10 protein-coding genes are annotated in these 15,163 nt (G+C 48.5%); 3 read left to right on the top strand and 7 right to left on the bottom strand.

Features of this window, described 5'->3' with window-relative positions; all coding sequences use genetic code 11:
* Positions 1-14: 14 nt before the first annotated feature.
* On the bottom strand, positions 15-1,520 hold the full coding sequence (locus tag NDI48_08280) for an NAD(P)H-hydrate dehydratase (protein ID MEP0831205.1): 1,506 nt from the start codon (positions 1,518-1,520) through the stop codon (positions 15-17).
* Between the two features lie 251 nt (positions 1,521-1,771).
* On the opposite strand from NDI48_08280, the gene NDI48_08275 reads away from it, so the two are divergent.
* Positions 1,772-3,775, top strand: coding sequence for an MASE1 domain-containing protein (locus NDI48_08275; GenBank protein MEP0831204.1), 2,004 nt, complete (start codon positions 1,772-1,774; stop codon positions 3,773-3,775).
* Between the two features lie 133 nt (positions 3,776-3,908).
* On the opposite strand, the gene NDI48_08270 is transcribed toward NDI48_08275, so the two are convergent.
* The 5 genes from NDI48_08270 to NDI48_08250 form a co-directional block, all read right to left on the bottom strand.
* Positions 3,909-4,784 carry a hypothetical protein gene (locus NDI48_08270; GenBank protein ID MEP0831203.1) on the bottom strand — a complete coding sequence of 292 codons (876 nt, stop codon included), beginning with the start codon at positions 4,782-4,784 and terminating at the stop codon, positions 3,909-3,911.
* Between the two features lie 192 nt (positions 4,785-4,976).
* Entirely contained in the window at positions 4,977-5,837 is an 861-nt protein-coding gene (locus NDI48_08265) for a nitrate ABC transporter ATP-binding protein (protein MEP0831202.1), read from the bottom strand.
* A gap of 127 nt (positions 5,838-5,964) precedes the next feature.
* Complete coding sequence (locus NDI48_08260) at positions 5,965-7,968, bottom strand: nitrate ABC transporter ATP-binding protein (protein MEP0831201.1); 2,004 nt, start codon at positions 7,966-7,968, stop codon at positions 5,965-5,967.
* Positions 7,969-8,107: 139 nt separating this feature from the next.
* The gene (gene ntrB / locus NDI48_08255) at positions 8,108-8,956 is read right to left on the bottom strand and encodes a nitrate ABC transporter permease (GenBank protein MEP0831200.1); all 849 of its coding nucleotides are present in this window, start codon (positions 8,954-8,956) and stop codon (positions 8,108-8,110) included.
* 207 nt (positions 8,957-9,163) lie between these two features.
* The gene (locus NDI48_08250; GenBank protein ID MEP0831199.1) at positions 9,164-10,516 is read right to left on the bottom strand and encodes an ABC transporter substrate-binding protein; all 1,353 of its coding nucleotides are present in this window, start codon (positions 10,514-10,516) and stop codon (positions 9,164-9,166) included.
* 898 nt (positions 10,517-11,414) lie between these two features.
* On the opposite strand from NDI48_08250, the gene galT reads away from it, so the two are divergent.
* Together galT and NDI48_08240 are read left to right on the top strand one after the other, a co-directional pair.
* Positions 11,415-12,518, top strand: coding sequence for a galactose-1-phosphate uridylyltransferase (gene galT, locus NDI48_08245; GenBank protein MEP0831198.1), 1,104 nt, complete (start codon positions 11,415-11,417; stop codon positions 12,516-12,518).
* A gap of 170 nt (positions 12,519-12,688) precedes the next feature.
* Positions 12,689-13,954 carry an ATP-grasp domain-containing protein gene (locus tag NDI48_08240; GenBank protein ID MEP0831197.1) on the top strand — a complete coding sequence of 422 codons (1,266 nt, stop codon included), beginning with the start codon at positions 12,689-12,691 and terminating at the stop codon, positions 13,952-13,954.
* 5 nt (positions 13,955-13,959) lie between these two features.
* Here the strand turns inward: NDI48_08240 and NDI48_08235 are convergent, their stop codons facing one another.
* Positions 13,960-14,877 carry an isoaspartyl peptidase/L-asparaginase family protein gene (locus NDI48_08235; protein ID MEP0831196.1) on the bottom strand — a complete coding sequence of 306 codons (918 nt, stop codon included), beginning with the start codon at positions 14,875-14,877 and terminating at the stop codon, positions 13,960-13,962.
* Positions 14,878-15,163 lie beyond the last annotated feature (286 nt).

Below are 15,163 nucleotides of genomic sequence, written 5' to 3'. Positions count from 1 at the left end.
AAAGGAGCGATCGCCTACGGCATTAACGTCGCTTTTTGCACCACCTGCATCAAATACTGCGTCAAGGTAAACGCATCCACCCCTAACTCTGTCCTCTCTTGGGCAGCTAAAATACCCGCCTGAGCGTGCCACCAAGCCGCCGCTGCCACAATGGCTTCTAACGGTTGCTCCGCCAACGCCGGTTGCGCCACTAGGCCCCCCATCAGCCCTGTGAGAACATCCCCACTACCACCACGAGCGAGAGCAGGTGTGCTTTCCGGAATTAGCCACACAGAGCGGCCAGCATGAGCGATCGCCGTTCTCGCCCCTTTTAACAACACGACTGCCCGACTCAACTGGGACGCCTTCCAAACAGCACTGACTCGGTCTGGAAGCAAACCCGCTGAGTCGGGGAATAAACGCTTGAACTCCCCAACATGAGGGGTTAATACGGTGGGAGTCTTACGCCTCAACAAGGTTGGGATTGTTCTGAGTTCGGCAAGGATATTTAAGCCATCTGCATCGAGAACCAGAGGGCATGTAGCCTCTATCACGGCTTGTATAACAGGCTTAGCGTCTCGTGTCAAGCCAGGGCCACAAGCGATCGCACTGTAATCTTCCAGATCAATGGCTTCGGGTAAATGAGCGATCGCGCCTTCTGGAGTTTCCGGGCATCCTATAATCAGCGCTTCTGGCAAATGACTCACTAGCAAGGGTTTGAGCGATTCGGGGACAGCGATCGAGAGCATCCCCACCCCACTGGCACGCGCTCCCAATCCCGTCAAAATGGCTCCTCCCGCATACCGGCGTGAGCCGCAAATCAGCAGCAGGTGTCCTTCTTTATATTTATAAGTGACGGCTGGGCGAGGCAAGGGCAGATAGTTTCGCGCCACGGTGGCTGTCATGCGTAGCAGTCCTGCGGGCTGTCCCAGAATTGCCCAGACATCCAGGGCCGGGATGCCAAAATCAATTAACTCGGCTTTCCCGATATACTCCAAGGCTTGGTCTTGCAGAAAAGCCAGTTTCCATAATCCTAAGCAAAAGGTGTGGGTTGCCCGAACGGCTGTTCCCAGCACTTCTCCGGTATCGGTATGGATACCTGATGGCAGGTCAATACTGACAATGGGTTGCGACCACTGATTTAATCGGTTAACGGCATCCGCGAGGTTACCCGAAAGCGATCGCGTTTGACCAAACCCAAACAACCCATCAATGATTAGGTCACAGTTTTGCAACGGCTCAATCTGCTCGTAAACTGGAATTCCTAAACTGGCGGCATACTGGGTATGCCCAGAGGTGAGTTCCTTGAGTTTCGCGATCGGGCGATAAATCAGTACCTCGTAACCCTGTAAATGCAGCTCTCGCGCCACCACAGCAGCATCCCCGCCATTATGACCCGGCCCCACTAATACACCTACACGGTGATAGTGAGAAAGGGGATAAAGCGCCTGAAAGCGAAGGGAAATCAACCCAGCCACTTTTTCCATCAACGCGGCAATCGGCATTCCTGCCTCAAAGATGCGCCCTTCAATCTCGCGCATTTGCTGGGCTGTGACGACAACTTGCTCGATTTGTTCTTGCCGATTCGTAGTATTTGCCAAGGGTCTAAATTACCTGAGAAATCTGACTATATCTACTCAACAAGAGTGTGGGGTTAATCAAATCCTTCTTTTAGGATAGAGAAATCAGAGCCACTTTCAGCTTCATCGGTTGATCGTGGGGAAGGAAGGCGGGATGACAATTGTATCCTCACAATTTATGTAGTCATTTAGACTAAATTGACGCCACGCCCATGCCTAGGAAGCCAAATTCTATTTTCTTTGTGCCCCAACGTTGGTGGCTAATTCTTCCATTGGGTTTGTTGGTTTTGCTTTTGGCTCACGGCATGGCGCTGATTTACCGAATTCAGCCTGCCGTGTCTTTGTGGTTTCCCCCATCGGGTGTGGCGATCGCACTGACTCTCTGGTTTGGCCCTGTGGGAGTTCTGCTAACAGCCGTCAGTTCAATATTAATTGCACCGCAGTGGGGAAATGAAGGCTGGACTCAAATCATGAGTTTAACCGACGCAACGGAACCCTTAGTGGCTTGGTTTCTTTATCGGCGTTGCTTTTTGGCAACGCTTTCCCTCTCGACCCTTAGGGATGCCGTCGCCTTTACTTTAAGTGCGCCCTTAGCCGCCTGTGCCACCTCCGCTTTTGTCGGGAGTTTCGCTTTAGTCGCTGTGGGCAAGATGCCTTTGTCCGGACTAGATAGGAGTATTTTGCACTGGTGGCTGGGCAATGCTCTGGGGACACTCGCGATCGCACCCACAGCCCTGTTAGTACTAACTCCCTTCTTGCAACGCTGGGGCTGGTTATCGCTGGCTCATCCACCCAACGAACCGCATCTTGTCCGGGATTGCCAATCCCGTAGCTTCTGGGTAGAAGTGGTCACCATCATGCTGCTCACCATCGCCACAGCCGCACTCACCGTTTCAAAAAGCAATAATGCTGGCTTTGTGTTTCAGCAGTTCTCGTTTTTGAGCTTTATACCTATGCTCTGGGCGGCAACTCGTTTTGGGGTAACAGGCGGCATGTTGATTTCCAGCTTCTGTGTGCTGGTGACGCTGCTTGCCTATCTCTTCACTTACCCCAATGCCATCTCATTGTCTAGCTTCCCTTTACCCGCAGAAGTTTTGTCTGTCCACAAACTCAGTTTGCTGGTACAGTGTGCCGTGAGTTTGTTGGTGGGATGTGCTACCACGCAACAGAGCGTGACTCAAGTTGCACTGGCAGTGGAAGGAGTCCGAGTTCTAGAGCATCAAGCTCGCGCCCAACTCAACGAACAGCTTCTTCAACTCAACAGCGAACTCCAACAAGCCAACACCCGCCTAGAAGAATCCAATCGAGAGAAGGATGAACTGCTCTTACGCGAACAAATCGCCCGTGCTGATAGTGAAGCGGCACAAAAGACAGCGGAGGCAGCCAACCGCCTTAAAGATGAATTTCTTGCCGTCCTCTCCCACGAACTCAGAACTCCCCTCAATCCCATCTTGGGATGGTCAAATCTACTCCGAACCCGTCAGTGCGATGAAGCCACAACGGAACGTGCGCTAGTTACTATCGAACGTAATGGAAAGTTATTAACACAACTCATTGAAGACTTGTTGGATGTCTCTCGGATTTTGCAAGGCAAGCTAAGCCTCAATGTCTCTCCAGTCAACTTAGTATCAACCCTGGAAGCTGCCATCGATACTGTGTATTTAGCCGCCCAAGCTAAGTCTATTCAGATTCAGACTCTTTTTGATCCGAATGTAGGACAAGTTATGGGCGATTCCAATCGCCTACAGCAAGTGATTTGGAATCTGCTCTCAAATGCGGTTAAGTTCACACCTGAAGGGGGAAAGGTAGAAGTAGGACTGTCTGTTGTTACAAGGTTGAAAGTCAACAATTTGAAAGTTGAAAGAAGGGAAGATAGCATCGACTACGGTTTCGCCGATGCAGTACAACCTGCAAATATTCAACCTTCAACCTCTTATGCTCAAATCCAGGTAAGCGATACAGGCCAAGGTATCAATCCGAACTTTCTCCCCCACGTTTTTGAGCATTTTCGTCAAGAGGATAGTACAACAACCAGAGTTTTCGGCGGATTAGGGCTAGGACTGGCGATTGTCCGCCATTTGGTAGAACTCCACGGTGGGACAGTCTACGCAGAAAGTCCAGGAGAAGGGCTGGGAGCCACCTTTACCGTAACGCTACCGTTAATTTTTGAGAGACCTTCCAACAGCGAAGAAAACAACGAACACTCTCATGACTAATCATATTGTTTTCTATGCAATAAAAATTAACTGAAAGCTCCACAAACTCTGCGTTCCTCTGTGCCAACCTCTGCGAACCTCTGCGTAAAAAAAACCTAACTGCAATGCTACTAAATTCTATGTGATGAGCTGATCAATTTCCAAAGTAAACGCGAGCATCCATTCCTAAAGACTGAAAATAGTTACTCCACCGATCTGCCTCCTTTCGACTATCAAAAGGGCCAACGGCAACATGGGGGCCTCTGGGCGCTTCTCGTTGATTCACAGCAGTCTCGCTGACTCCAAGTTGGATGACTTCGGCAGCCAGATTGGGTAAGTTTCTTCTGTCTCCTGGAATGACCACAAAATAGCCGCGTGAAGCGACGTTATCCGGTAGGGAATTGCTCAGGAGTCTGTCAGGATTCTCTAAACCCGCATCAGTACCAGGCGTGAATGGAGTCATCGGCTCCCGAAAACCAGCCTCCATACCATCGGTGATTGGGGTCACTTGTGCCCGAATCCCTCGTTCTGCCAAAACACGAACCCGCGACTCGGCATTATAGGCATTGGTAAATACTCCCGCTTGAATTACCCCTTCTCCTCGTCGCACAAACGCTTGCGGTTCTATCTGCCGGACTTGGGATAACACAAAAGAACTATCTCCATCAATATCAACTCGGTACAGATTCGATGTTACGGTTGGCTCACGAGATGGGATGGGCGCGGGAGGTGCCTGGAAGTTAAACTCTCGCTCCGGGGGCATTGGATTGGAGGGTGTATTGGAGGGTGTATTGGAGGGAACTGGGGGCGACGGCGAGGTAGGAACGTTAAACGTTGGGATGGATGAGGGGGAAGGGAAAGATGAGGGGGGCGGTAATTCATCAAAGATTCGAGGTTGTGGCAAGTTTTGTTGGGCATAAGTTGGAGCCACACGCAGGAGTAAGCTACCGCCGAAGCAAAACAAGGGCACCCAAAATGCCGCCCTAATTAGGGATTGAGAACGCCTGAATGGGTTAAACCATCTCGTCATGAGGGGAAATTCACCCGATTTGGTAATAAACCTATCACAACCTGTTGCCCACTCGTGCATTCTGGCAGCAGTTTTTAACCCCCTGGGAAAAAAGTGGAGGAGTGGGTGAGTTTGCTCTGAGACAACGAATACTGAAGAGGTTCGGTTAAAGAACCTCCCCTTTTCTCAAGGGGAGAGTCTCCCAAGAAAAAGCTATTCATCGTGAGCGAAACGGTGGAACAGGAAGTCTAGGGCGTGATTCCGCAGCTTATAGTATTCTGGGTCTTCCATGATGCGGGCGCGATCGCGTGGACGTGCGAAAGGAATCTCCATCACCTCACCGATTTTAGCCGCAGGGCCATTGGTCATCATCACCAAGCGATCGGCTAGGAACAGCGCCTCATCGATATCATGAGTAATCATCAGAACGGTACAGCGATGATCGTTCCAAATCTTCAGCAGTTCTTCCTGCAACTCTTCCTTGGTGATGGCATCCAACGCACCAAACGGCTCATCTAGAATCAAGACTTGGGGACGAACCGCTAAAGCTCGTGCAATGGAAACCCGTTGTCTCATCCCGCCGGACATTTGCGGCGGTTTTTTATCAGCGGCTTCCGTTAGTCCCACCATCGCCAGATGTTCCCGAACGATCGCTCTTTTCTCAGCTTGCGACTTGTTAGGGTAAACGGCGTGGACAGCTAGGTAAATATTTTCAAAAGCCGTCCGCCACGGCAGGAGCGCATAGTTTTGGAACACTACCATGCGGTCTGGTCCCGGCTTAGTGATCGGCTTCCCTTGCAGCAGAACTTTTCCATGGGTGGGAAAGGCGAAACCCGATACCATGTTCAGCAGTGTTGATTTGCCACAGCCAGAGTGACCGATAACACAAATAAACTCGCCTTCTTGTACGGTTAGGTTAACGCCGTCAAGTACGGTGAAAGAGCCTTTTTGGGTCGGATAGATCTTGGAAACATTCTCAATCGCCAGGAATGGCTCACGGTTGTTAGCCGTTACTACTGACCTTCGGGTAGGGAGGGTTTGGCTATCGCTAAAGGCTAGAGGGCGGTTACGCATTGGTCTATAAGAAAGTTGAAGGTTTGAAGGTTGGAAAGTTTGAAAGTGGAAGGTTGGAAGGTTGGAAGGTTTGAAGGTTAGGAAATTGGAACAACTGATTAACCTGCAACCTGCAACCGGCCAACCTCTAAGCAGCTACGCCAGGACGTGAATCGAGGACAACTTCTGCAATGCTGAAATTGCGTTTAATCCGCAGACTGTTGAGATAGCCAATTGGGTCTTCGGCATTAAAGGGGGTACCGTCGAACAATTGAATCCCGCTTTTGGTGTAACTAATATCAGACAGACCCATCTCTCTTGCGGCGATGCTGAATACGCGGACTCGGCATACTCGTTCCAAGATTTCCACCCAGTTTCTAGGGAAGGGAGTATGGTCCCAACGCGCCAACTGAGTCATGTGCCAAAGTTGCTCAGTTCGACTGGGGCGATTGACACCATCTCCATAGAACAAGTGATGGGCATATTCGCGCATGGGGACATCTAGGCTACAGGTAGAGGCATTGGGGTCTCCCATGTGAATATAGTTGATATCCGTACTCACATACTCGCGCCCAGCAGTAATCTGACGCACCTCTTGGTCATTGGCTGGATCAGCGCAGTAGCGACAAGCTTCTAGCAACGCTTTGGTCAAAGCAATATGGGTGTTGGGATAGGCGTCAGCCCAGTCTTCGCGAACGCCGAGAACTTTTCCTGGATGTCCCGGCCAAAGTTCTAAGTCTGTGACTACAGTAAAGCCGACTCCTTCCATTGCTGCCCGGATGTTCCAGGGTTCTCCCACACAGTAACCATCGATGGTTCCCGCTTGCAAATCGACGACCATCTGGGCAGGAGGAATAGTCTTGAGTTCCACATCCAGGTCAGGGTCGATGCCACCGGCAGCTAACCAGTAACGCAGCAGCAGATTGTGCATGGAGGAGGGATGAACCATCCCCATTCTGTGCTGTTGAGATGGGGAGTCTAACAGCATCTTTCTAAAATCAGCTAGAGTATGTATCCCCTGGTCATAAAATCGCTTATCTAGCGTGATGCCATTACCATTGCGAGTCATGGTTAGGGCAGTGACGACTGGCAAGGGTCGGTTCTCGTAACCTCCCAATGTTAACCATAGGGGCATTCCTGATGGCATTTGAGCCGCATCTAAATAACCACCAGCCATGCCATCCACAATGCCGCGCCAACTGGTTTCGCGCACGAGGTTAACTTCATCTAAGCCATGTTTTTTGAAGAAGCCTTTTTCTTGAGCAACAGCAAGGGGAGCACAAGCGGTTAAGGGGACAAAACCAATGTCAAGGTTAACTTTTTCCAAACCATGACGAGCAACGACGGCTGTTTTTCTCGCCCGAATCTTCTTAATCCGCTTCTGCTGATTGAGGAAGTAAATCATCTCGCTGCGTAAGCTGTAGTAGCTGGGATGTTCTACCACTTCCATGCGCTTGCGTGGGCGGGGAATATCGACTTCTAGAATCTGACCAATTTTGGATTCTGGCCCATTAGTAAGCATCACAATCCGGTCAGATAAAAGCACGGCCTCATCGACATCATGAGTAACCATGATTGCCGTGACTTCGTTTTCTTCGCAGATTTTCATTAACTGCTCTTGCAGATTACCCCGTGTTAGGGCATCGAGTGCGCCGAAGGGTTCATCTAAAAGCAGCAGTTTGGGGCGAATGGCGAGGGCGCGTGCGATCGCAACCCGTTGTTTTTGTCCACCTGACAACATCGCAGGCTGTTTGTCCACATGAGGACGCAACCCCACCATGTCGATGTGTCGCTCTACAATAGCTTTGCGCTCACTTGCCGGCAAATCCTTCATCACCGAGTCAACAGCCAAGGCAATATTTTGCCGAACTGTTCGCCAAGGCAACAGAGAATAATTCTGGAACACCACCATCTTGTCTGGCCCTGGCTGTTGAATTCTTTGCCCTTCCAACGCAACTACACCATCAGTTGGCAGAGACAAACCAGCAATCATGTTCAACAGGGTGGACTTCCCGCAGCCGGAGTGACCGATGAACGAGATAAATTCTCCTTTTTTAATGTGGAGGTCAATTCCTTTTAAGGCAACGTATTCACCACCACCCGCCAAGGAAAAAACTTTATCAACTTGATCAACAGCAACAAAAACACTCATTAGTCCTTAGTCCTTAGTCCTTAGTCCTTAATCTTTAATCATTGGTCATCGGTTATGAGTCGTGGCTAATTGCTTATGGTCGTTTCTGGTTTTTCCTAGCCATTAACCATTTACTATTAGCTATTAGCCATTAGCGACGTTATTTCTTTTCTTGTGGAACAATCTTGGACTGTAAGTACCCCATTGCTCGGTCTAAGAGCAAGCCTACTGCACCGATGTAGGCAACAGCCAAGATAATTTCACTGACATAGTTCTGTTGATAGGCATCCCAGATGAAGAAACCAATTCCGACAATACCTGACATCACGATTTCTGCGGCAATAATCGCCAACCATGCTAATCCAATCGCAATTTTCAATCCTGTAAAGATGTAGGGAAGAGCAGAGGGCAATAGAATGTTCAAGTAGTATTCCTTGCGAGAAAGCTGCAAAACCTTGGCGACGTTGTTGTAATCATCCGGGATTTGCTTCACACCCTCGGTCGTGTTGATTAAAATCGGCCAGACTGAGGTAATAAAAATTACGAAAATTGCAGCAGGCTGGTTTTGTTGCAAGGCGACCAGAGCAATTGGAACCCAGGCTAAAGGCGCTACCATTCGCAGGAACTGAAAGACTGGGTCTAAAGCCTTATCAATCAGTGGATTCGTGCCCACAAAAATACCTGTACCAATCCCGACAATTGCCGCTAATGAGTAACCTTGGGCAACCCGACCCAGGCTTGCCATAGTCTGCCAAAACAGACCTTTGTCAATACCACCTTTATCATAAAAGGGATACAAAAGTAGTTCTCTTGTCCGTTGGTCTGTCCAAACACTGAGTGGCCCTGGCAGTCTTGTCAATCCAGACCAGGAAAATAGCTGCCATACGATTAAGAATCCCAAAACTCCCATCAAAGGCGGCACAATCTCCTTAGATTGCTTTTTCCAGAAAGCTTGGATTGGGTTGGTTGAACTGGATCTTGAGTTGCGGTTGATTGTGTTGACAGTCATTTTCCTTTTCTCCAGTTTTTTGGTACAAGTTGAATGAAAATTTGAAAACTTTCAGGCTGTAAAGGTTAGTGCAAACAAATCGGAAGATTTCCCTGTAGAGTAATTTTTGCCCTTTGCCCTTTGCCTTTTGCCCTTTGCCTTTTGCCTTTTGCCCTTTGCCTTTTGCCCTTTGCCTTTTGCCTTTCGCCTTTTGCCCTTTGCCTTTGATTAAACTCTCTTAATCGCAAGGCTATTGAGGTAAGCCTCTGGCTTTTCTGGGTCAAACTCTTTCCCATCGAAAAACTTCTCAACCCCTCGCGATGTACTTTGGGGAATGTCAGCACTGAAGCCTGCCTCTTTCGCCGCTTCTCGCCAGAGGTCTTCGCGGTTGACGCGATCGATAATCTTCTTAGCGCTATCGATATCGTTAATCTTCCCTTTATGGAAACCCCAGCGCAGACTTTCGGTTAAAAACCATAAATCGTGGCTCTTATAAGGGTAGGAGACGCTACCAATATCGTCTTTCCAGTACATGGGTCCCATCTTGAAGTCCCCAACGTCTGATTTGCCATCACCCATCATGTACTTCCCGGCATAGGGAGGTTGCAGAATCCTTATAGGCACGTTGAAAAAGTTTCGTTGGGAAACGATTTGAACCAACTCCTCTCGGTTCTTGGCCTTATCACACCATTGCTGCGCTTCCATCAACGCTTTTAAGATGGCTTTGGTCGCTTTGGGATTTTTGTCTACCCAGTCTTCTCTCAAGGCTAGATATTCCTCTGGGTGAAATCTCCAGATTTGACCAGAAACTGCTGCCATGTGACCGATATCATCGGCAACGATGCGGTAGGGCCAGGGGTCACCTGTACTGAAGGCATCCATCGAACCGTTTCGCATCCCTTGCACCGTTTCAGCCGATGGCACTGCCAAGAGGTCGATATCATTATCTGGATCGACACCACCGGCGGCAAACCAATAGCGAATCCAGAGGTCTTGGTTCACTTGGGGAAAGGTATGTGCGGCTTTAAATTTCCTACCGTTGGTTTGTTGAAACCCTTTGATGTAGTCGGCAGCACCGGAAATGTCTAAACCCAGTCCTTTGCCTTTGTGCATCCGAGCAACGGCAATTCCATTCCCCTGCGTATTCAACTGAGCTAAAACATACATGCCAACTTTGCGCCCGTTGGTGATGATGCCTTCACTAATTAAATGAGGCATTGGCATCTGCCACTGACCGCCATCAATGCCACCATTGGCTGAACCAATCGTCACATTGTCTCGTGCGGATGCCCAACTTGCTTGCTTTGCCAGCTTAACGTCGGTCATGCCGTACTTGGCAAAGAAGCCTTTTTCTTGAGCGATGACCAGTGCTGCTGCTTCGACAATTGGGATATAGCCAAGTGTGACCGTTCGAGTTTCCGGTACCTGTTCTGGACTCAGTTCAAGCGCTTGTGCCTTGGGTGATAGTGCAGCAGGAGAAGGTGGGTTGCCCAAACAACCTTTAAGGAATATGGAACTAGCTACCGATGCTCCAGCTGTTAACAAAAATCTGCGTCGAGAAAACGTTGAAAAATTGGTCATAAAATCTCCTTACAGTTAATCTTTCTTCTGTAGTGCTACTTAACCATTGCTCTGTTTATAGACAATGGCGAATTTGGGGATTCTGTCGCAGGGTTTGGCTGCCATAAGCAACCTACGCTTAGGTTTATACAAACTAAGCGACCTACATTTAGACAATCTCGTAAGATTTAGTTGCCTAAATCAGGAATTACTTTAATTAAAAGGGTGGCAAGACTAAGTTACATGAATCGCTCATTTTGAGCGGCGAGAATAATCTCTTAGGCTCTTTCGCTCCTTGAGCGATGAGATTTATGTATTCATTTGTAACTTGCTATCAGCTTACCACCTTCAACCGATGAATAATTAGCTGATCGATGCAAATCCTAAAAAAATATTAAATGATACTGATAAATAAATGATTAGTGTTTATCTATTTATTGGGTTTGAGTAAAATTCTATGGGTTCCTATCTATAGATATTATTGGCGTAGTAGATTAAACAAAATTAATAAGCTGATGTGCCTAAAATATGGCATAATCTTCTCCCCTTATTGGGTTTGAGTAAAATTCTATGGGTTCTTATCTATAGATATCATTGGCGTAGTAGATTAAACAAAATTAATAAACTGATGTGCCTAAAATATGGCATAATCTTCTCCTCCAGCTCCCCCAGCTCCCCCAGCCTCGAAAGCTTCGTCATGTTCTTACCCTGCAACGGGAGTGCCGATTAGCTGATTCAAAGCTCCCGTTCCCTTGGTGATATCTTCCTACTCAGTATTCTGGAAGTCGCGACTATACCCATAAAGTTCAGCTCATGGCAGACTGGGCGCGACTGCATATGCCACTTTAGATAGGGGCGAATAGGAAAAAGAGGGCGCTATGCTCTCAAGAGTTAAAGCTAAAATAGTCGCCAGAGGAAAATGTATTCCCAGGAGCTGTTAAAGCCGGATGGGCGTCCCCTGACTCTCTACAGCCGGTACCCCATTGTGCAGGGCATCCAGGCTCCAAGTCCCGGTAACGAACCGATTCAAGCCAATCCCCACTTACGTTGGCATCCCTTACGAGGTGAGTGGGTGGCATACGCCAGTCATCGTCAGGGACGGACGTTCATGCCGCCCCCGGAGTACAATCCGCTAGCACCCACCATTGACCCTCATTTCCCTAGCGAACTGCCTCAGGGAGAATATGATATCGCGGTTTTTAACAACCGATTTCCTTCAATGACACTCTTGGCACAGAACCCGCCGAAGCTCATTGTTGAAACTCTCCCTGCCAATGGCACATGCGAGGTTATAGTCTTCACCCAAGACTCTGAAGCGTCCCTCGGTGCTCTGGAACTGGATCACCTAGAGCTACTGTTACAAGTTTGGGCTGAGCGAACTCGTATTTTAGGCGAGAATCCAAAAATTCAGTATGTGCTGCCTTTTGAGAATCGGGGTGTGGAGATGGGAGTGACTTTGCTTCATCCCCATGGTCAGATTTACGCTTATCCCTTTGTGCCACCTGTCCCAGCACGAATGCAGGAACGGCAGCAGGCATATTACCAGGAACACCAGCGGGGTTTGTTGCAAGATTTAATACAGAAGGAAATTGAGGACAAGCAGCGGATTCTGTATTTGGATGAACATGCGATCGCATTTGTCCCCGTGTGTGCGCGTTATCCCTACGAAGTATGGATTGCCACCCTTGAGCCAGTTGCAACCTTTATCGACCTTACCGTCGAGCAGCGTAGAGGACTGGCTAAAGCCTTAAAAACCGTTACTCTCAAGTATGACGGTTTATGGAGCCGCCCTTTTCCTTATTTGATGGCTTGGTTCCAGGCACCGACTGACGGTCAACCCCATCCGGAATCACACCTGCACGCTGAATTCTATCCGCCGTATCGTACCCCGGATAAGCTGAAGTACTTAGCCGGAACCGAACTGGCGGCAGGAATGTTTGCTAATGATGCCTTACCTGAAGAGAAAGCGAAGGAATTACAGGCTGTATCGGTAATTCTCGAAGGGGGGGTTCGGCTCAACTAATGGGCATTCAATTTTACATGACTAAATTTTTGAAACTCTTGGGGATGGGCAATTTGCCCATCCATGGAGGGCAGTTTTATTGATGCTATGAATTAAAAACCTAAGCTTCCAACCTCCAGACCTCATCATTGTGCAGCCTGAGCAGCTTTTGTTCCAAAGAGGCAATTTTTATGAACTCAACCTATAACTTTCAATACTTTAAGGGAAATTCGCTTTCTGATCTGTTTGCACAAGACACCACAGATACCCGTTGTGGATTCCTCTTAAATTACCCGGCGACTGCTAGCTGGGCTGCTTATCCCAACACGAAAAAATACTTTCTTCAAGACGGCAGTAGTGAAGCGACGAAAACCTCCTTCGACAAGATTTGCGAGAAAGAACCTTGGAAAAATTTGGCGGTGTTAGGCGATGCCCTTCCGGGCATTGTCATCAGTCCAGTGCAAACCTTGCTAATTGACTACTGGAGGGAGCATTTTGGCTTCAAATATTCCAATCTGGAGCGGATACATTGCTCAAGTTATTTGGATGAACTTAGCCAAAGCGATCGCTTTGACAGCATCATCACGCTATTTCCTTTTGATAATCTGAAACCTGAAAAACATGCTGTTAATCCAGATACCCACTACCGCTTACTCAGCAAAGTGACACTAGCCGAACTGGGAGTGCAATGTCCGAACTACAAGAGCTACAATCTGCACGAAATTGCTCTGCAAGACATTGACCTACCAGAACAATTCCCCTACTTGATCAAAACATCCCACGGACTTTCTGGAGAAGGCACTTACATCATCAGAAGTACTAGCGACCTACGCTACTGTTTTGACGAACTGAGGAAATATCTTGATATTAAGCTGCTCGATACGATTATTGTCTCGGAGTTCGTTAAAAATGAAGTGCAGAACTACTGCGTGCAGTTCTACGTTAGCAAGACAGGAGATATCACACTCATCGGCACTACCAGCCAACTCGTCACCCCAGAAGGTAACTATTTAGGAGGACTGATTCACTACGATAAAACTGACATGAGCAGATTCTTTGAGATGATTGCCGCCGTTGGTCAGTATGCTCACCAGCAGGGGTATTTCGGAGTGATTGGCTTCGATGTGCTAGAAGACCAAGATGGACAGCTTTATGCGATCGACGCTAATTTCCGCGTTAATGGCTCAACTCCACTTTGTTTACAGCGCCATACTCTCCTAGGACTGGGAAAAGAGGTGGCTAAATATTCCAGTGACTACCGTATGGATGGAACATTGGATTCCATTCTAGTGACTCTAAAAGCCGAATTAAATCGCAAGAGCTTTATCATCCTTTCGGCTCTAGAGAAGGTCAAATACGGAAAAATCTACACCGAAATTTATGGAATCGTCGCTGGAGAGACGCTAGAGGAAATGCAGCACGTCGAGCAGAACTTACAGACTAAAGGATTGCAATAACGTGGCTAAGCAGACTGAAGCCATTCTGGCTTTAACTCATTTTCTGCTTCTTTGTTGGTAAACACGGCTGGCTTGTCCATCTCTGCGGTCATATAACCGACTGCCATGTCCTGTGAGTTATAGGCCCATCCTATTCGTCCCTGGCGGTCTAAGAGGATGCAACCCGCTTCGCCTGAAACCTTAGATACCAAAGTGTCAATCGCCATCTGCGCGGCCTCCTCTGGATGTCGGCTCCCAGCTAGGAAATCGATCGCTGTCTTAGCAAGAACCACGGGGATAATGGACTCACCATCACCCGTTGTTGAGCAAGCACCCAAACGATTATCAGCATACAAGCCACAACCCACTAGGGCTGTGTCACCAACGCGACCCTGAGGCTGACCTGTGGTTCCTCCAGTTGAGGTTCCAGCAACTAGGGTACCGCTAGCATCTAGAGCTACACAGCCAACGGTATTAGGGCGATCCAAAACTTCCTGCTCCTCTTCCCACTCCTGTTGCTGCTCGTCGCTAATGAGATCTTCTTTGGCACACATCTCAGCTCCGTGTTCGGCGGCAAAGCGTTCGCCGCTCCGCGCCACTAGCAGCCGGGGTTTGTCATCCATAATCTTCCGTGCCACTGAGATCGGATGGCGTACCCCTTGAACTGCCGCCACTGCCCCCCAACCTAGGGTCGCGCCCTCCATGATTGCCGCATCTAGCTCTACCTCTCCCTCACTATTGAGAGTTGCGCCAAATCCAGCGTTAAAAGTCTGGTCCGTTTCGAGGACGCGAATTGCTACCTCAACAGCTTCTCCAGCACTGCCACCACTGCGAAGCACCGCCCAACCAGCCTCAACGGCTGCAAGGCAACCCGCGTGGTTCGCCGCAATTTTGTCCTCTGAAACCGTTTTGGCTCCTCCATGAACAATGATTGCTAAAGTCACATTTTTCTCCCTTTTCCGATAAAAAAAGCGTCTGAAGGACAAATCCCAACAGACTCAATGGGTGGAACTATAACTAATTATTCGTGCGCTCTACCGTTGCCGCCATCTCCCATTGGAATTAACAGAATTAGAACGTTAAAATGTCTTGTCAAGCCAATCACATTAAACCTTAATAAAATAGAACATACCCTCTGTAGTGGCATCATTATTATATGTAGAGGAAGTTAATTCCTAAGACATAATGGCTTTCTCTCTTCAGTCCTAGATGATTCATGAGAACCTTTCT

Origin of the sequence: Microcoleus sp. AS-A8, assembly GCA_039962225.1 — a bacterium.
GTDB lineage: Bacteria > Cyanobacteriota > Cyanobacteriia > Cyanobacteriales > Coleofasciculaceae > Allocoleopsis.
This window is presented reverse-complemented; position numbering and strand designations above follow the sequence as displayed.